General features: G+C 71.0%; 17 protein-coding genes. 12 read left to right on the forward strand and 5 right to left on the reverse strand.

The features are described 5' to 3' along the window. Positions 1 to 70: 70 nt before the first annotated feature. Entirely contained in the window at positions 71 to 1,477 is a 1,407-nt protein-coding gene (locus tag ACH4OA_RS28280) for a family 2B encapsulin nanocompartment shell protein (protein ID WP_397940209.1), read from the reverse strand. A 297-nt stretch (positions 1,478 to 1,774) separates the two neighbouring features. Here ACH4OA_RS28280 and ACH4OA_RS28285 point away from each other — a divergent pair, with 297 nt between their 5' ends. Further along, positions 1,775 to 2,377 carry an N-acetylmuramoyl-L-alanine amidase gene (locus ACH4OA_RS28285; RefSeq protein WP_397971834.1) on the forward strand — a complete coding sequence of 201 codons (603 nt, stop codon included), beginning with the start codon at positions 1,775 to 1,777 and terminating at the stop codon, positions 2,375 to 2,377. A gap of 44 nt (positions 2,378 to 2,421) precedes the next feature. Next, positions 2,422 to 3,393, forward strand: a complete 972-nt coding sequence (locus tag ACH4OA_RS28290; RefSeq protein WP_397971836.1) for a 1-aminocyclopropane-1-carboxylate deaminase/D-cysteine desulfhydrase — start codon at positions 2,422 to 2,424, stop codon at positions 3,391 to 3,393. Here ACH4OA_RS28290 and ACH4OA_RS28295 read toward each other — a convergent pair. After that, positions 3,390 to 4,973, reverse strand: coding sequence for a Na+/H+ antiporter (locus ACH4OA_RS28295; RefSeq protein ID WP_397971839.1), 1,584 nt, complete (start codon positions 4,971 to 4,973; stop codon positions 3,390 to 3,392). The two genes, ACH4OA_RS28290 and ACH4OA_RS28295, sit on opposite strands and share 4 nt — an antisense overlap. Before the next feature lie 62 nt (positions 4,974 to 5,035). Between ACH4OA_RS28295 and ACH4OA_RS28300 the strand changes: the two genes are divergently transcribed. The 3 genes from ACH4OA_RS28300 (at position 5,036) to ACH4OA_RS28310 (ending at position 7,262) form a co-directional block, all read left to right on the forward strand. Then, complete coding sequence (locus ACH4OA_RS28300) at positions 5,036 to 5,296, forward strand: UBP-type zinc finger domain-containing protein (protein ID WP_397940214.1); 261 nt, start codon at positions 5,036 to 5,038, stop codon at positions 5,294 to 5,296. A gap of 422 nt (positions 5,297 to 5,718) precedes the next feature. Then, on the forward strand, positions 5,719 to 6,135 hold the full coding sequence (locus tag ACH4OA_RS28305; protein ID WP_189820337.1) for an anti-sigma regulatory factor: 417 nt from the start codon (positions 5,719 to 5,721) through the stop codon (positions 6,133 to 6,135). A gap of 17 nt (positions 6,136 to 6,152) precedes the next feature. After that, on the forward strand, positions 6,153 to 7,262 hold the full coding sequence (locus tag ACH4OA_RS28310; protein WP_365881073.1) for an RNA polymerase sigma factor SigF: 1,110 nt from the start codon (positions 6,153 to 6,155) through the stop codon (positions 7,260 to 7,262). A gap of 44 nt (positions 7,263 to 7,306) precedes the next feature. Here ACH4OA_RS28310 and ACH4OA_RS28315 read toward each other — a convergent pair whose 3' ends face one another. Continuing rightward, positions 7,307 to 7,756: a hypothetical protein gene (locus ACH4OA_RS28315; protein ID WP_365881075.1), complete on the reverse strand. Its 450-nt coding sequence runs from the start codon at positions 7,754 to 7,756 to the stop codon at positions 7,307 to 7,309. A gap of 134 nt (positions 7,757 to 7,890) precedes the next feature. Here ACH4OA_RS28315 and ACH4OA_RS28320 point away from each other — a divergent pair, with 134 nt between their 5' ends. Together ACH4OA_RS28320 and ACH4OA_RS28325 are read left to right on the forward strand one after the other, a co-directional pair. Beyond that, the gene (locus ACH4OA_RS28320) at positions 7,891 to 8,859 is read left to right on the forward strand and encodes a diacylglycerol kinase family protein (protein WP_365881077.1); all 969 of its coding nucleotides are present in this window, start codon (positions 7,891 to 7,893) and stop codon (positions 8,857 to 8,859) included. Between the two features lie 321 nt (positions 8,860 to 9,180). Further along, complete coding sequence (locus ACH4OA_RS28325; protein WP_003992873.1) at positions 9,181 to 9,438, forward strand: WhiB family transcriptional regulator; 258 nt, start codon at positions 9,181 to 9,183, stop codon at positions 9,436 to 9,438. Between the two features lie 255 nt (positions 9,439 to 9,693). Here ACH4OA_RS28325 and ACH4OA_RS28330 read toward each other — a convergent pair whose 3' ends face one another. Both ACH4OA_RS28330 and ACH4OA_RS28335 read right to left on the reverse strand, forming a co-directional pair. After that, positions 9,694 to 11,169 carry a PAS domain-containing sensor histidine kinase gene (locus ACH4OA_RS28330; RefSeq protein WP_365942108.1) on the reverse strand — a complete coding sequence of 492 codons (1,476 nt, stop codon included), beginning with the start codon at positions 11,167 to 11,169 and terminating at the stop codon, positions 9,694 to 9,696. 337 nt (positions 11,170 to 11,506) lie between these two features. Beyond that, positions 11,507 to 12,136, reverse strand: coding sequence for a TetR/AcrR family transcriptional regulator (locus ACH4OA_RS28335; RefSeq protein WP_397940219.1), 630 nt, complete (start codon positions 12,134 to 12,136; stop codon positions 11,507 to 11,509). Between the two features lie 93 nt (positions 12,137 to 12,229). Between ACH4OA_RS28335 and ACH4OA_RS28340 the strand changes: the two genes are divergently transcribed. From ACH4OA_RS28340 to mctP, 5 genes are all read left to right on the forward strand, one after another. Then, positions 12,230 to 12,982, forward strand: coding sequence for an SDR family oxidoreductase (locus ACH4OA_RS28340; RefSeq protein ID WP_397971842.1), 753 nt, complete (start codon positions 12,230 to 12,232; stop codon positions 12,980 to 12,982). A gap of 109 nt (positions 12,983 to 13,091) precedes the next feature. Next, on the forward strand, positions 13,092 to 13,877 hold the full coding sequence (nagB, locus tag ACH4OA_RS28345; protein WP_397940223.1) for a glucosamine-6-phosphate deaminase: 786 nt from the start codon (positions 13,092 to 13,094) through the stop codon (positions 13,875 to 13,877). 354 nt (positions 13,878 to 14,231) lie between these two features. After that, positions 14,232 to 14,993: a GntR family transcriptional regulator gene (locus ACH4OA_RS28350; RefSeq protein ID WP_397940224.1), complete on the forward strand. Its 762-nt coding sequence runs from the start codon at positions 14,232 to 14,234 to the stop codon at positions 14,991 to 14,993. Positions 14,994 to 15,126: 133 nt separating this feature from the next. After that, positions 15,127 to 15,390, forward strand: a complete 264-nt coding sequence (locus tag ACH4OA_RS28355; protein WP_365883512.1) for a DUF3311 domain-containing protein — start codon at positions 15,127 to 15,129, stop codon at positions 15,388 to 15,390. Continuing rightward, positions 15,387 to 17,015, forward strand: coding sequence for a monocarboxylate uptake permease MctP (gene mctP / locus ACH4OA_RS28360; RefSeq protein WP_365883511.1), 1,629 nt, complete (start codon positions 15,387 to 15,389; stop codon positions 17,013 to 17,015). The genes ACH4OA_RS28355 and mctP overlap by 4 nt, the downstream gene beginning before the upstream one ends. Positions 17,016 to 17,088: the final 73 nt, after the last annotated feature.

A 17,088-nucleotide genomic window follows, 5' to 3' on the forward strand; every position in this document is an offset into this window, starting at 1 on the left:
CGGCGGGACCCGCGCCCCGGGGGCCCGCGCCTTTCGGCGGCCGGGGGCACGGGCGCGGTGTGCGGGGACGTCACCTCCACCGGCCGATCTCGACGTTCTCCAGTACGCCGAGCGCGTCGGGCACGAGAACGGCCGCCGAGTAGTACGCCGTCACCAGGTACTTGATGATCGCCTGTTCGTTGATGCCCATGAACCGGACCGACAGGCTCGGTTCGATCTCGTCCGGGAGGCCGGACTGCCGCAGGCCGATGACGCCCTGCTCGGACTCGCCGGTACGCATGGCGATGATCGAGGTCGTACGGGCCTCGGTGATCGGGATCTTGTTGCACGGGTAGATCGGCACCCCGCGCCAGGTGGGGATGCGGTTCCCGGCGATGTCGATGGTCTCCGGGACCAGCCCCCGCTTGTTCAGCTCGCGGCCGATCGCGGAGATGGCGCGCGGGTGGGCGAGGAGCAGCTTGGTGCCCCGGCGGCGGCTGAGCAGTTCGTCCAGGTCGTCCGGGGTCGGCGCGCCCTCGTGCGGCTGGATCCGCTGGTCGTACTCGCAGTTGCTGAGCAGGCCGAACTCCGGGTTGTTGACCAGCTCATGCTCCTGGCGCTCCTTCAGCGCCTCGACGGTGAGCCGCAGCTGCTGCTCGGTCTGGTTCATCGGCTGGTTGTAGAGGTCGGCCACGCGCGAGTGGATGCGCAGCACGGTCTGGGCGATGCTCAGTTCGTACTCGCGGGGCCGTGATTCGTAGTCCACGAAGGTGTGCGGGATGTCCGGCTCACCGGAATGGCCGGCCGCCAGCTCGACCTCCTTCTCGCCGTACTTGTTGGTCCGCTGCTGGGGGATCGCGCGGAGCCCTTCGAGATGCGCCCGCAGTGTCTCGGAGCGCTCCGCCACCTGCTCGAAGTCCTGTCGGCTGAGCACCAGCACCGTGGTCGCGGTGTCCGCGCGGACGGTGTGCTCCCAGATCGCCTCCGGGTCGAGCAGCGCCTGGTCGCCGAAGTAGGCGCCGTCCGCGAGGACACCGAGGACGGCGTCGTCGCCGTAGGGACCCGTGCCGATCTTCTCGACCCGGCCGTGGGCGAGGAGATAGACCTCCTGCGTCGGGTTGCCGAAGTCGGCGATCACCTCGCCGGGGGCGAACTGGCGCTGACGGCAGCGCCGGGCCAGCTCCGTCAGCACCTCCTCGTCCCCGTACGACCGCAGGGCCGGCAGTTCACCCAGTTCGTTCGGGATGACCTCCACCTGGTTGCCGGTCTTCACGAAGGTGATGCGTCCGTCCCCGACGGCGTACGTCAGCCGCCTGTTCACCCGGTAGGTGCCGCCTTGGACGTCCACCCAGGGAAGCGTGCGCAGCAGCCAGCGGGAGCTGATCTCCTGCATCTGCGGCACGGACTTCGTGGTGGTGGCCAGATTCCGCGCGGCGGCCGTCCCGAGGGATTGCTGCGGCCTGCCCTGCTCCGTGCGGACCTCATCGCCTACCGACATAGAGAAACGCCCTCCCATGTAATGCCCGGTGCCCACGCGCACGGCGCACCGGTCTCACGTCCGAGCGTCCCAGCACGGAGCGTGGTGGCGCCATTACCCGAAAGAGCGGGAATGGATCATCGGATTACTGGGCACAACGAGGGATCTCGTCCAGTGCCGCGCGGCGGGCGCCCGCTGTCCGGATCGGCTCGCACACCGTACGAACGAGGTGTTCCGTGACGTCCGGTTTCGGTAGAAGCAGGCAGGACGCCCGGCCACGACCGAAGGCCGGGCGGGCACGGCACGAAGGAGTCGGGCATGGCCCCACCCATGTCGGCGGACGACTTCCTGGACGCGCTCCGGGCGGAGGGCGTCACGGTCGTCGAGGTCGGTGACTGGCAGGACCACAACCGCGATCACCAGGGTCCCTGGGGCCCCGTGCACGGGGTGATGATCCACCACACGGTGACCCGGGGCAGCGCCCGCACGGTGGAGCTGTGCCGCGCCGGCCACCCCGATCTGCCGGGCCCGCTGTGCCATGGCGTGATCACCAAGGACGGCTCGGTCCACCTGGTCGGCTACGGCCGCGCGAACCACGCCGGGCTCGGCGACGACGAGGTGCTGCGCGCGGTGATCGCCGAGAAGGGGCTGCCGCCGGACAACGAGGCGAGCACCGACGGCAACCGGCACTTCTACGGCTTCGAGTGCGAGAACCTCGGCGACGGCGCGGATCCGTGGCCGGACGAGCAGGTGGAGGCGGTCGTACGGGCCGCGGCGGCGCTGTGCCGCCGCCACGGCTGGACGGAACGGTCGGTCATCGGCCACCTGGAGTGGCAGCCGGGGAAGGTGGACCCGCGGGGGCTGACGATGCGGTCGCTGCGGGAGCGGGTGCGGGACCGGCTGAAGGACCGGCCGCGGTGAGCCGCGGGTGACAGCGGCGGCGCAGCACAGGCGACAATGAAGCCGTGACCAGCCCGGACCCGCTCGGCCCCGCCCTTCCCTCGCCCCTTCAGGAGACGCGGGACGCCCGGTTCGAGCGCCGCGGGCTCCGGCTGCTGCTCAAGCGGGACGACCTCGTCCACCCGGAGCTGATCGGCAACAAGTGGCGCAAGCTGGTGCCGAACCTCGCGGCGGCCGGCGGCCGGCCCCTGGTCACCTTCGGCGGCGCCTACTCCAACCACCTCCGGGCCACCGCCGCCGCGGGCCGGCTGCTGGGCCTGCCGACCACGGGCGTGGTCCGCGGCCAGGAGCTGGCCGGCCGCCCGCTCAACCCGTCCCTGGCCCGGTGCGCGGCCGACGGCATGCGGCTGCACTTCGTCGACAGATCGACGTACCGCCGCAAGGCCGAGCCGGAGGTCCTGGCCGCGATCCTGCGCGCGGCCGGCGCCGAGGACGCGTACGCCGTCCCCGAGGGCGGCAGCAACGCGGAGGCGGTGCGCGGCTGCCGTGCCCTGGGCGCGGAACTGCGCGGGCACGCCGAGGTCGCCGCGGTCGCCTGCGGCACCGGCGGCACGCTCGCCGGACTCGCCGCGGGGCTGGCGCCCGGCGGGCGCGCGCTGGGCATACCGGTCCTGAAGGGCGGCTTCCTGGAAGCCGAGGTACAGGCTTTGCAGGAACGTGCCTTCGGCGCCCGCACCGGCATCTGGTCCCTGGACGACCGCTTCCACTTCGGCGGTTACGCCCGGACGACACCCGTCCTCGACGCGTTCGCACAGGACTTCGAGCAGCGGCACGGTCTGCCCGTGGAGCGTCTCTATGTCGCCAAGTTGCTGTACGGACTGCTCGCCCTCGCCGAAGAGGGCGCCTTCGCGCGCGGGACCACGATCGCCGCCGTCGTCACCGGGCGGCCGTTCCCGGAGCCCGGCGCGCCGGGCTCCGGGCCCTCGGTGGCCGGCCCGGGGTCGCCGGCGTCGGCCCCGGCACCCCCGGAACGCTAGGCGGTCTCCCTGAAGGCCGCCGCCTCCTCCAGGTCCAAGCGCCTGAGCAGGGCGCGCAGCATCTCGTCGTCGATGTGGCGGTGGTCGCGGAGCCTGACGAAGACCTCGCGTTCGGCGCTGATCATCTCGCGGGACAGCCTGCGGTAGGTGTCGTCGACGGACTCGCCGGTGACCGGGTTGACCTGGCCGAGCCGCTCCCAGACGGCGTTGCGGCGGCGCTCCAGGACCGTGCGCAGCCGGTCGACGAGCGGCGGCGGCAGGTCGTTGCGCTCGTCCGACAGCAGCGCGTCGAGCCGGGCGTCGGCGGCCCGCGACGCCTGCGCCTGGGCGTTCGCCTCGGCCAGCGTCTCGGCCTGCCGGTCGCGGCCGGGGAACTTCAGCAGCCGGATCAGCGGCGGCAGCGTCACGCCCTGGAGGACGAGGGTGCCGATGACGGTGGTGAAGGTCAGGAAGAGAATCAGGTTGCGCGGACCGTCCGCCATGGTCGACGGGATGGCGAACGCGATGGCCAGGGACACGACACCGCGCATACCGGCCCACGAGGTGACCATCGCGCCGCGCCAGGTCGGGTTCTCCTCGCGCCGGCGGATGCGCGCCGACAGCAGCCGGGGCAGGAAGGTGGCCGGATAGACCCAGACGAACCGGGCCACCACGACGACCAGGAAGACGGCGACCGCATACCAGGCGGCGGAGACGCCCTCGTACTCGCCGAGCCGCCGCAGGACGATCGGCAACTGGAGGCCGATCAGCGCGAACACCGCGGACTCCAGCACGAACGCGACCATCTTCCACACCGCCTCCTCCTGGAGCCGGGTGGCGAAATCGACCTCCCACGCGCGGTGGCCCAGATAGAGGGCGACGACCACGACGGCGAGGACACCAGAGGCGTGGGCCTGTTCGGCGACTCCGTAGGCGACGAACGGGATCAGCAGCGAGAGCGTGTTCTGCAGCAGGGGCTCGCTCAGGTGGGTGCGCAGCCAGTGCAGGGGCGCCATGAGCACGAGACCGATCCCGACACCGCCGATCGCGGCGAGCGCGAACTCCCCGATACCGCCGCCCCAGGTGGCGCCCGCGCCGACGGCGGCGCCGAGCGCCACCTTGTAGGCGGTGATCGCCGTGGCGTCGTTCAGCAGGGACTCGCCCTGGAGGATGGTCGTGATCCGGGAGGGCAGGCCGACCCGGCGCGCGACCGCCGTGGCGGCCACCGCGTCCGGCGGTGCCACCACCGCGCCCAGCACCAGCGCGGCGGGCAGCGGCAGCCCGGGGACGATCAGATAGGCGGCCAGGCCGACCACGAGGGTCGCGAAGAGCACGTACCCCACCGACAGCAGCGCCACCGGCCGGAACTGCGCCCGCAGGTCGAGGTAGGAACTGTCGCTCGCCGAGGTGTACAGCAGCGGAGGCAGCAGCAGCGGCAGGACGACGTGCGGATCGAGGGTGTACGACGGCACCCCGGGGATGTACGAGACCGCGAGTCCCACGGCGACCAGCAGCAGGGGCGCCGGCGCCGGTGTGCGCCGGGCCGCCCCGGCCACCGCCGCACTGCCCGCCACCAGCAACAGCAGGGGCATCACGTCCATGCTCCTCGCCCACCCTCGTTTGTCCGCGCGGTCACCCGCACACCCGTCGTAATCTGGCAATCATGAAACAGTGCACGCACGCCGACGCGCTGCCGCACCCGGACCCGGAGCCGCTCGACGACACCTGTCCGGAGTGCCTGCGGGACGGCACCCACCCGGTGCAGTTGCGGCTCTGCCTCACCTGCGGCCATGTCGGCTGCTGCGACTCCTCGCCGGGGCGGCACGCGACCGAGCACCACGCACGGACCGGTCACCCGGTGATGCGGACCTTCGAGCCCGGCGAGGACTGGCGGTGGTGCTTCGTCGACCACGTACTCGTCTGACGTGCGCCCCCGCCCGGCGCGCGCCGGCCCGTCCGCCGCGGGACCGCGCGTCCGGCACGCACCGCGCCCGTCGGGTGCGCACGCGCCGTCCGCCATCCTCCCGCTCGTCTGACGTGCCCGTTCACGCGGGGGCGTCCCCTTTGACCGCGTTCTCGTGTGACACTGCATGCGGCGGCTGCCGCACGGCGGTTCGAGCGTCTGACGTCTGGGTACGTCAATCCGGCGCGCGCTCTTCCCATTTGGGCCCGCAGACCCTCTAGACACGGAGCGTATCCACAGCTTTACTGTGAGTGACGCCAAGGGGTTGGGGCCCGGGGACGAGAACGTTCGGAGCGCGATAGCGTCACCGCTTGAACCACGTACGCGTTACCCCGGGGGGCGACCCTCGGCCCTGTATAGCTTGTACCACCATGGAGGTGAGGGTGTCCCAGATCGCAGGCGAGCCCGTGGCGAACCAGGACTTCGTGGAAGTCCGGCTGCCGGCTGCGGGTGCCTACCTGTCGGTGCTGCGGACGGCCACGGCCGGTCTGGCGGCCCGCTTGGACTTCACCCTGGACGAGATCGAGGACCTGCGCATCGCGGTCGACGAGGCCTGCGCGATCCTCCTCCAGCAGGCCGTGCCCGGATCGGTCCTCAGCTGTGTCTTCCGGCTCGTCGACGACTCGCTGGAAGTCACGGTGTCGGCGCCGACCACGGACGGCCACGCCCCCTCGCGGGACACCTTCGCCTGGACCGTGCTGTCGGCCCTCGCGGGCAAGGTCTCGTCCGCCGTGGACGAGGACAAGACGGTGTCGATCAGTCTCTACAAACAGCGTGGCGCCGGCCCCGGGCCGGCGTGAGGAACGGGGACGGGCCGGTGCGGGACGAAGAGCGCGGCACGCGGGAGCTGCCGGCCGGGGACGGGGGTGCCTCCTGGCCGGCCGATGCCGAGACCTCCGGGGCGGGGCCCCGGGACGGTTCCCGGCGCATGGCGGACGGCATCGACGGCATCCCCGAGCAGGCGAGGCCGCACCCGGAGGACGGCTCCGCGCGGACCGGTGGTGAGGGCGCCGGAGAGGGCGCCCCGCCCGGGACACGCGACGGCGCCGGCTCCGTCCGCGCGGGGGCCAGGGCTCGGGGAAGGGCTACGGGCGGGACGATGAGCGAGCACGAGCGAGACGCCGGGGACGACACGCCGGACAAGGAGATTGTCCGGGCCGTACACCACGACGCCCACGACCGCAGCGGGGCGCGGGCGATGTTCGTCCGGCTGCGCGCGCTGCCGGACGGCAGCCCGGAGTACGCGGAACTGCGCAACCAGCTCGTCCGCATGCACCTGCCGCTCGTCGAGCACCTGGCGCGCCGGTTCCGCAACCGCGGCGAGCCGCTGGACGACCTCACCCAGGTCGCCACGATCGGTCTGATCAAGTCCGTCGACCGGTTCGACCCCGAGCGCGGGGTGGAGTTCTCCACATACGCCACCCCGACCGTCGTCGGCGAGATCAAGCGGCACTTCCGCGACAAGGGCTGGGCGGTCCGCGTGCCGCGCCGGCTCCAGGAGCTGCGGCTGGCGCTGACCACCGCGACGGCCGAGCTGTCCCAGCTGCACGGCCGCTCGCCGACGGTGCACGAGCTGGCCGAGAAGCTGGCCATCTCCGAGGAGGAGGTCCTGGAGGGCCTGGAGTCCGCGAACGCGTACTCCACCCTGTCCCTGGACGTCCCCGACACGGACGACGAGTCGCCGGCGGTCGCCGACACCCTGGGCGCCGAGGACGAGGCGCTGGAGGGCGTGGAGTACCGGGAGTCCCTCAAGCCCCTGCTGGAGGATCTGCCGCCGCGCGAGAAGCGGATCCTGCTGCTGCGCTTCTTCGGGAACATGACCCAGTCGCAGATCGCGCAGGAGGTCGGCATCTCGCAGATGCACGTCTCCCGGCTGCTGGCCCGCACCCTGGCCCAGCTGCGGGAGAAGCTCCTCGTGGAGGAGTGAGGCGCGAGCCGCCCACCGGCCCGGTGCACCCGGGCCCGTCGCCTCTAGTCGGTCCGGCCCGGGCTCTTGATGCCGAGGGCCCTGGTCGTCTCGCCGTTGACGAGGAACACCAGCGCCGCCACGGCGACCACCGCGAGCACGATGCCGACCGGGATGGCCACGCCGTCGGCGTGGAGCAGGTTGTAGGCCACCGGAAGGGCCATCAGCTGGGTGATCACCGCGGGCCCCCGGCTCCAGCCGCGCCGCAGCAGCAGTCCGCGCGCGGCGAGCAGCGGCAGCAGCGCGAGGACGACCAGCGTGATCCCGAGGGTCACGGCCTGCTGCCGGTCGTCCGGGTCGCCGGTGAATCCGAGGACGAGCACCCACAGGCCGCCGGCCGCCAGGGCGACGCCCTCCAGCCCGGCCAGGATCGCCGCGTACGTCAGCCGGCGCGGCCGCGGTCCGGCGGTGTCGGCGGCGGTGGTGTCCGGGGCGGGGTTCTGCTCGCTGCTCACCCCAGCAGGGTAGCCCCGCCCCCGGAGCGCGCCGCCGCGTCCCGCGCCCGAGTGTCCAGACTCACGCCCCCGCCTCTTACCGGATCCCTACCTCGGTCTGGGCCCGATACCCCCCAGTAGGTACGCTGCCATGCATGCGTGCACTTCTCGTGGTCAATCCGGCGGCTACCACCACAAGCGCACGCAGACGTGACGTGCTGATCCACGCCCTGGCGAGCGAGATGAAACTGGACGCGGTCACCACCGAGTACCGCGGCCACGCGCGCGACCTCGGCCGGCAGGCGGCGGAGAGCGACGACATCGACCTGGTGGTGGCGCTCGGCGGCGACGGCACGGTCAACGAGGTCGTCAACGGCCTGCTGCACGCCGGCCCGGCCCCCGAGCACCTTCCCGGCCTGGCCGTCGTACCCGGCGGGTCCACCAACGTCTTCGCCCGCGCCCTGGGCCTGCCCAACGATCCCGTGGAGGCCACCGGCGCCCTGCTGGACGCGCTGCGCGACGGCACCGAGCGGGTCGTCGGACTCGGGCTGACCTCGGGCCCGCCGGGCACCGAGGACGAGGCGGTGCCGGCCCGCTGGTTCACCTTCAACGCGGGGCTCGGCTTCGACGCGGGGGTGGTGGGCCGGGTCGAGCAGCAGCGCGAGCGCGGGAAGAAGTCGACGCACGCGCTCTACGTCCGTCAGGTCGTCCGGCAGTTCCTGGGCGAGCCGAACCGCCGGCACGGCACGATCACACTCGAACGGCCCGGCGCGGACCCGGTCGAGGATCTCGTCGTCGCCATAGTCTCGAACACCTCCCCGTGGACGTATCTCGGCAATCGCCCTATGTACACGTCACCTAAGGCCTCGTTCGACACGGGCATCGACGTGCTGGGGCTCAGCCGCCTGTCGACGGCCGCGGTTGCCCGGTATGGCACCCAGTTGCTCACTTCGTCCCCCGAGCGCGGACCACACGGCAAGCACGCCGTATCACTGCACGACATGGATGAGTTCACCTTGCATTCGAAGGCGCCTCTGCCCCTTCAGATGGACGGTGACCACCTGGGGCTGCGTACCAGCGTGACGTTCACAGGCGTACGCCGTGCACTGCGTGTGATTGTGTGAGCGGAACGGGCGAAAGTCCTTTCACTCGAACGTTTAGGCCAGGGTCCACCCCATGGAAGTACGGCTGTGACCTAGTCGACACCGAGGAATCAAAAAAAACTTTCCTGAAGGGGTTGTATCCGCCGCTGAGGTTTGCGAGTCTCTACGTGGCGATCGGGACGGCCCGCAACATCGGCCTCCACTGATCACCGGAACCCCTCTTCAAACACAGGACCACGCCGGGTGAAGACTCGGCGGTCGGCCCTTCACTTGTTGGGGGATTCGTGAAAGCGTTCACATTCACAAGCAACTTGCACGTAATACCAAGGAGAGGTAGCAGCCATGGACTGGCGTCACAACGCCGTTTGCCGCGAGGAAGACCCCGAGCTCTTCTTCCCCATCGGCAACACCGGTCCTGCGCTGCTGCAGATCGAGGAAGCCAAGGCCGTCTGCCGTCGCTGCCCGGTGATCGAGCAGTGTCTGCAGTGGGCGCTTGAGTCCGGCCAGGACTCCGGCGTCTGGGGTGGTCTCAGCGAGGACGAGCGCCGCGCCATGAAGCGCCGCGCCGCCCGCAACCGGGCTCGTCAGGCCTCCGCCTGACCTACCCACCCCTGCTGACAGCCTGAGCTTGGCGGCGCGCACAGCACGTACGCATCTCCCGCCCCCGAGCCGCAGCGCGCAGTTCCCCCGATGCTCCCCCAACTCTCGGCTTCGCTCGAGCCGGGGGGACCCCCATCGCGATACAAGCAAAGCAGCAACGAGCGACAGCCCCGTACCTCACGGTCCGGGGCTTTTTGCTGGAGGCGGGGACGCCGGAAAGCGGGGCTGCCGAATGGCGCCCACCGGAAAAGGCGTTTACTTCTGCGCCCGCACCGGGATGTCGAGGATCACCCGGGTGCCCCGTCCGGACGCCGGCACCATGTCGAACGAACCGCCCAACTCGCCTTCCACCAGCGTGCGTACGATCTGCAGACCGAGGTTGCCCGAGCGGTGCGGGTCGAAGCCCTCGGGCAGTCCGACGCCGTCGTCCTGGACGGTGACCAGCAGCCGGGCCTCCTTGGTGGTGCCCCCGCGCACCGCGGAGACCTCGACCGTGCCGGTGTCGCCCTGCCGGTAGCCGTGCTCCAGCGCGTTCTGCAGGACCTCGGTGAGGACCATGGAGAGCGGGGTGGCGACCTCGGCGTCGAGTATGCCGAACCGTCCGGTGCGCCGGCCGGTCACCTTGCCCGGCGAGATCTCGGCCACCATGGCGAGCACCCGGTCGGCGATGTCGTCGAACTCCACCCGCTCGTCCAGGTTCTGAGACAGCGTCTCGTGCACGATGGCGATCGAGCCGACCCGGCGGACCGCCTCCTCCAGGGCCTCCCGGCCGCGTTCGGAGTCGATGCGCCGGGCCTGGAGCCGCAGCAGGGCGGCCACCGTCTGGAGGTTGTTCTTCACCCGGTGGTGGATCTCCCGGATGGTGGCGTCCTTGGTGATCAACTCGCGCTCGCGCCGCCGCAGTTCGGTGACGTCCCGGAGCAGCACCAGCGAACCGATGCGGGTCCCCTTGGGCTTGAGCGGGATGGCCCGGAACTGGATGGCGCCGTCATGGGCCTCGATCTCGAACTCGCGCGGCGCCCAGCCGCTCGCGACCTTGGCCAGCGCCTCGTCCACCGGGCCGCGCGTCGGGGCGAGTTCGGCGGTGGTCTGTCCGAGGTGGTGGCCGACCAGGTCGGCGGCGAGGCCGAGCCGGTGGTAGGCGGACAGGGCGTTCGGGGAGGCGTACTGGACGAGTCCGTCCGCGTCCAGCCGGATCAGGCCGTCGCCCACGCGCGGCGAGGCGTCCATGTCGACCTGCTGGCCGGGGAACGGGAAGGAGCCGGCCGCGATCATCTGCGCGAGGTCGGAGGCGCTCTGGAGGTAGGTCAGTTCCAGGCGGCTCGGGGTGCGCACGGTGAGCAGGTTGGTGTTCCGGGCGATCACGCCGAGGACGCGGCCCTCACGCCGTACGGGGATGGACTCGACCCGTACGGGGACCTCCTCGCGCCACTCCGGGTCGCCCTCGCGCACGATCCGGCCCTCGTCCAGCGCCGCGTCCAGCATGGGCCGCCGGCCGCGCGGGACCAGATGGCCGACCATGTCGTCCTGGTACGAGGTCGGGCCGGTGTTGGGGCGCATCTGGGCGACCGAGACGTACCGGGTGCCGTCCCGGGTGGGGACCCACAGCACCAGGTCGGCGAAGGAGAGGTCGGAGAGCAGCTGCCACTCCGAGACCAGCAGGTGAAGCCACTCGAGATCGGAGTCGTCGAGGGCGGTGTGCTGGCGTACGAGTTCGTTCATGGAGGGCACGTCTGCGAGCGTACCCGGGGCCTCGCGGTGGCCGGAGAACACCCGCGGGCCGCGGCGCCTGGAAGGGACCCTCAACCCTCCCGGCACCGCAGCCCGGAGCATCAACGGCCGTGGGGTGTGCGGTCCCGGTCGGCCGAAGGTCGAGGAGCCGGGGCAGTCAGGGCAGAGAGCACCGGATCCTCGGTCCGCCTTCCTGTGCGGGGAAGACGGAGGCTTGTCGCTGGTCGATTGTGGACTAGACCAGATCGCGTGTCCATGGCGCGTCCAGGGCGTGGAAGGCGCCCCCCTGCCCAGGGGGCGACGGCACGCGATGCCACAGAAGCCTAGCCCGCCCGGGTCAGTCGTGGGGCCAGACGGCCAGGGCAATTTCCGCGAGCGCTTCCAGTTCCTCCCGGCGTGCGCCGTCCCGGGCCTGCTGGGACATGCCCTGGATCATGGCGCCGGCGTGCCGGGCGAGGGCGCTCGCGTCGGTGTCCGCCGGCAGCAGCCCGGCCGCGACGTCCGCCCGGATCCGGGACTCGATGCGGGCGATGTTGGCGTTGCGCAGCTCCCGCAGCAGCGCCTCGACCTCGGGGTTGGTGCAGTTGGTGGCCGCGTGGACGATCATGCAGCCGTGCGGGTGGGCCGGGTCGGTGTACACGGCGGCGGCCTCACGGAGCATGCGCGAGACGCCCGCGCGGGCGGTGGGCTCCTCGTCGAGGGCGCGCTCGGTGAGCGCGCCGTGCGTGCTGCCGTAGAGCCGGACGACCTCGTCGAAGAGGGACCGCTTGTCGCCGAAGGCCGCGTACAGGCTGGGTGCGCCGATGCCCATGACGCGGGTGAGGTCGGAGACCGAGGTGGCCTCGTATCCGTTCTGCCAGAACGCCAGCAGTGCCTTCTCCAGCGCCGTGGCGCGGTCGAAGGAGCGCGGCCGGCCCCGCGTGCGGCCGGTGCCGGCCTTGGTCTGAGTGTCCTGCCCCGTCGCCATGGGGACCATTTTATAGCGGGCCCTAGAAAAATGACGGCGGGGTGGTGTACGGTTTTTTTGTAACGACCGCTAGACAATTCTGGAGGGGCGGCCATGGGTGCGCTTACGGGGAAGACCGCGCTGGTCACAGGGGCGAGCCGGGGCATCGGACGAGGTATCGCCGAGCGCCTGGGACGCGACGGGGCCCGGGTGGTGGTGCACTACGGCACCCGGGAGCAGGCGGCCAAGGAGACGGTGGCGGCGATCGAGGAGGCGGGGGGTTCCGCGTTCGCGATCGGGGTGGAGCTGGGGACGCCCGGGGACGCCGAGCGGCTGTGGGCGGAGTTCGACCGGCACGCGGACGGGCTGGACATCCTGGTGAACAACGCGGGCATCGGCACCGCGGCGCCCGTCGAGGAGATCGGCGAGGAGGAGTACGACCGGGTCTTCGCGGTGAACGTGAAGGCGCCGTTCTTCCTCGTCCGGCACGGGCTGGGACGCCTGCGCGACGGCGGCCGGATCATCAACATCTCCTCGGGGCTCGCCCGCACCGCGGTGATGCCGGACAAGGTGGCCTACGCGATGACGAAAGCCGCCCTGGACGTCTTCTCCCGGGACCTGTCCAAGGTGCTGGGCCCCCGCGGGATCACGGTGAACTCGGTGGCGCCCGGGATCATCGACACCGACAACACCGCCGAGTTCCTGCACGGCACGCAGGACGGCCAGGCCCAGGCCGCCGCGATATCGGCGCTCGGGCGGGTGGGGACACCGGCCGACGTGGCCGACGCGGTGGCCTTCCTGGCCTCGGCGGACGGCCGCTGGGTGACCGGCCACTGGCTGGACGCGACGGGAGGTTCCCTCACCTGAGAGTTTCCCCCGCCTTCCCCTGTTCTTCCCGGGCTCTCGATCGCCGATTCTGTTAGATTGGTCTAAACCACATAGACGCACGAGCCCACTGAAGAACGGCAGGCCCAGCGTGGAAGTTGTCATCGTTCCGGACGCCGCGGCGGGTGGCGAGCTGATCGCCGAGGCCATGGCCCAGCTGCTGCGACGCAAGCCCGGCGCCCTGCTCGGCGTGGCCACCGGCTCCACCCCGCTGCCCGTCTACGAGGCGCTGGCCGCGAAGGTGCGCGCCGGCGCCGCGGACCCCTCGCACGCGCGGATCGCCCAGCTCGACGAGTACGTGGGGCTCCCCGCGGACCATCCCGAGTCCTACCGTTCGGTGCTGCGCCGTGAGGTGCTGGAACCGCTCGGCATCGGGATGGACGCGTTCATGGGTCCGGACGGCACGGCCGAGGACGTCCAGGCGGCGTGCGAGGCGTACGACCGCGCGCTCGCCGAGGCCGGCGGGGTCGACCTGCAACTGCTCGGCATCGGGACCGACGGGCACATCGGGTTCAACGAGCCCTGCTCCTCGCTCGCCTCGCGCACCCGGATCAAGACGCTGACCGAGCAGACCCGCGTCGACAACGCCCGCTTCTTCGAGGGCGACATCGAGCAGGTCCCGCACCACGTCATCACCCAGGGCATCGGCACGATCCTGGAGGCCCGGCATCTGGTGCTGCTGGCGACCGGCGAGGGCAAGGCGGACGCGGTCGCCGCGACCGTCGAGGGCCCGGTCGCCGCGGTCTGCCCGGCCTCCGCGCTCCAGCTCCACCCCCACGCCACGGTGGTCGTCGACGAGGCCGCGGCGTCCAAGCTGAAGCTGGCCGACTACTTCCGGCACACCTACGCCAACAAGCCGGAGTGGCAGGGGATCTAGGAACCCTCGCTTGGATCATGCCGGATCAGTCCGGAGCCGCCGCGGGGCCGAGGCCGGCGGGGGCGGAACCGGGGAGCGCGGCCCACGCTCCCCTCCCGGCCCTCGCTGCCCTCCCGGGCCATCCCGGGCCCCCAGCCCTCCTTCCCCCTCTACTCCTCCTCCCCTCCCCCGCACCCGCCGTCCGCGTCTGCCCCGTCCGCCCCGATGGACTAGACCAAGAGCTGGTGCGACGGTATATAGAGGGGATCACCGAGCGTGCGGGTGGAGTGCTGACGCGGCAACCCGTGCCACGATGTGAGCCGTGGCCGATGGGATGTCGGCCGCTGTCGGCATTGGGAGCCGGGAAGGCGGAGCATGAGCACCGACGTCAGCAGTGCGGAAAACGAGACCGGCACCACCCGTACCGCGCGCGTGCCCAAGTACTACCGCTTGAAGAAGCATCTGCTCGACATGACCGAGACGCAGGTGCCGGGCACGCCGGTCCCGCCGGAGCGCACGCTGGCGGCCGAGTTCGACACGTCCCGCACCACGGTCCGCCAGGCCCTGCAGGAGCTGGTCGTGGAGGGCCGGCTCGAACGCATCCAGGGCAAGGGCACCTTCGTGGCCAAGCCCAAGGTCTCCCAGGCGCTGCAGCTCACCTCCTACACCGAGGACATGCGGGCGCAGGGCCTGGAGCCGACCTCGCAGCTGCTGGACATCGGGTACGTCACCGCCGACGACCGGCTCGCCGAGCTGCTCGACATCACCGCGGGCGGCCGGGTGCTGCGCATCGAGCGGCTGCGCATGGCCAACGCCGAGCCGATGGCGATCGAGACCACCCATCTGTCGGCCAAGCGTTTCCCGGCCCTCAGGCGCTCGCTGGTGAAGTACACCTCGCTGTACACCGCGCTCGCCGAGGTCTACGGCGTCCACCTCGCCGAGGCCGAGGAGACCATCGAGACCTCCCTGGCCACACCGCGCGAGGCCGGGCTGCTCGGCACCGACGTGGGCCTGCCGATGCTGATGCTGTCCCGTCACTCGCTGGACCTCGAGGGCAAGCCGGTGGAGTGGGTGCGGTCGGTGTACCGCGGGGACCGGTACAAGTTCGTGGCCCGGCTGAAGCGGCCGGTGGAGTAACGGCACGATAACGTCCGGATGCGTTCGCTGAATCGGTATACCGATATGCGGACGAGGGCTTCCGCCGTCCCGATTCCGTCACCTAGATTGCCTGCTCATTGCACAGGTGATCAGCGAGGGGACGGAGCCGTGGATGTCCGAAACACCTGAAGTGAGACCACCGGTGGTGACACCGGTCAGGGTGATCATCGCCGTGTGTCTCGTGGCGCCCTTCGTGGCGATGCTGTGGGTCGGCTCCTACGCCAAGGTGGACCCCACGTTCATCGGGGTGCCGTTCTTCTACTGGTACCAGATGCTCTGGGTGCTGATCTCCACCGCGCTGACCATGCTGGCGTACAAGCTCTGGCAGCGTGACCAGCAGGCCCGCGCGACCACGAGGGGCGGTGCCGGACGGTGAAGGACGGCGTCAACGGCGTCGCGCTCGGCGTCTTCATCTTCTTCTTCCTGGCCGTCACGGTCCTGGGCTTCCTGGCCGCGCGCTGGCGCCGGGCCGAGAACGAGCACTCCCTGGACGAATGGGGCCTGGGCGGACGGTCCTTCGGCACCTGGATCACCTGGTTCCTGCTCGGCGGCGACCTGTACACGGCGTACACCTTCGTCGCCGTACCGGCGGCGATCTACGCGGCGGGCGCGTCGGGCTTCTTCGCGGTGCCGTACACGATCCTGGTGTACCCGCTGATCTTCACCTTCCTGCCCCGCCTGTGGTCGGTCTCGCACCGCCACGGATACGTCACCACCTCCGACTTCGTGCGCGGCCGGTTCGGCTCGAAGGGGCTGTCGCTGGCGGTGGCGGTGACCGGCATCCTGGCGACGATGCCGTACATCGCGCTCCAGCTCGTCGGCATCCAGGCGGTGCTGGACGTGATGGGCGTCGGCGGCGGCGAGGACACCAACTGGTTCGTGAAGGACCTGCCGCTGCTCATCGCCTTCGGTGTGCTGGCGGCCTACACCTACTCCTCCGGTCTGCGCGCGCCCGCGCTGATCGCGTTCGTCAAGGACGGGCTGATCTACCTCGTCATCGCGGTGGCGATCATCTACATCCCCATCAAGCTGGGCGGGTTCGACGACATCTTCGCCAAGGCCGGGCACGCGTTCAGCCAGGTCAACCCGGTCACCCACAAACCGCGCGGGGCGCTCGCGCCGGCCGAGGCGGGCCAGTGGACGTATGCCACGCTGGCCCTCGGCTCCGCGCTCGCGCTGTTCATGTACCCGCACTCGATCACCGCGACCCTGTCGTCCAAGAGCCGTGAGGTGATCCGCCGCAACACCACGATCCTGCCGCTGTACTCCCTGATGCTCGGCCTGCTGGCCCTGCTGGGCTTCATGGCGATCGCGGCCGGAGTGAAGGTCGACAACGGGCAGTTGGCCATCCCGCAGCTGTTCGAGGACATGTTCCCGGACTGGTTCACGGGCGTGGCGTTCGCGGCGATCGGTATCGGCGCGCTGGTCCCGGCGGCGATCATGTCCATCGCGGCGGCCAACCTCTTCACCCGCAACATCTACAAGGACTTCATCAAGCCGGACGCGACACCGGCGCAGGAGACCAAGGTCTCCAAGCTGGTCTCGCTGCTGGTGAAGGTCGGCGCCCTGATCTTCGTCCTCACCATGGACAAGACCGTCGCCATCAACTTCCAGCTCCTGGGCGGCATCTGGATCCTGCAGACGTTCCCGGCCCTGGTCGGCGGCCTGTTCACCCGCTGGTTCCACCGCTGGGCGCTGCTGGCCGGCTGGGCGGTCGGCATGGTGTACGGCACGGTCGCCGCGTACGGCATCGCCTCGCCGACGCAGAAGCACTTCGGCGGCAACGCCAAGGAGATCCCCGGCATCGGCGAGATCGGCTACATCGGCATGACGGCGTTCGCGCTGAACGTCCTGGTCACCGTGGTCCTGACGGTCGTCCTGAAGGCCGTGAAGGCCCCCGAGGGCATCGACGAGACCAGGCCGGAGGACTACACGGCGGACTCCGGCGACCCCGGTGTCCAGGTGGAGCTGCCGCCCGCGACGGCAGGGGCCAGTCACTGAGACAGGCCCTGAAGGGCGCGGACGGCACCGGGTAGCACCCGCGACGGGCCGCCGGAAGCGAGGCTTCCGGCGG

Source organism: Streptomyces sp. NPDC017095, from assembly GCF_044332325.1.
Taxonomy (GTDB): Bacteria; Actinomycetota; Actinomycetes; order Streptomycetales; family Streptomycetaceae; genus Streptomyces.

Excerpts from the sequence above, each read along its gene's own strand:
- ACH4OA_RS28280 (WP_397940209.1), bottom strand. The coding sequence starts at position 1,477 with ATGTCGGTAGGCGATGAGGTCCGCACGGAGCAGGGCAGGCCGCAGCAA.
- ACH4OA_RS28285 (WP_397971834.1), top strand. The coding sequence starts at position 1,775 with ATGGCCCCACCCATGTCGGCGGACGACTTCCTGGACGCGCTCCGGGCG.
- ACH4OA_RS28295 (WP_397971839.1), bottom strand. The coding sequence starts at position 4,973 with ATGGACGTGATGCCCCTGCTGTTGCTGGTGGCGGGCAGTGCGGCGGTG.
- ACH4OA_RS28300 (WP_397940214.1), top strand. The coding sequence starts at position 5,036 with ATGAAACAGTGCACGCACGCCGACGCGCTGCCGCACCCGGACCCGGAG.
- ACH4OA_RS28320 (WP_365881077.1), top strand. The coding sequence starts at position 7,891 with ATGCGTGCACTTCTCGTGGTCAATCCGGCGGCTACCACCACAAGCGCA.
- ACH4OA_RS28325 (WP_003992873.1), top strand. The coding sequence starts at position 9,181 with ATGGACTGGCGTCACAACGCCGTTTGCCGCGAGGAAGACCCCGAGCTC.
- ACH4OA_RS28335 (WP_397940219.1), bottom strand. The coding sequence starts at position 12,136 with ATGGCGACGGGGCAGGACACTCAGACCAAGGCCGGCACCGGCCGCACG.
- ACH4OA_RS28340 (WP_397971842.1), top strand. The coding sequence starts at position 12,230 with ATGGGTGCGCTTACGGGGAAGACCGCGCTGGTCACAGGGGCGAGCCGG.
- ACH4OA_RS28350 (WP_397940224.1), top strand. The coding sequence starts at position 14,232 with ATGAGCACCGACGTCAGCAGTGCGGAAAACGAGACCGGCACCACCCGT.
- ACH4OA_RS28355 (WP_365883512.1), top strand. The coding sequence starts at position 15,127 with ATGTCCGAAACACCTGAAGTGAGACCACCGGTGGTGACACCGGTCAGG.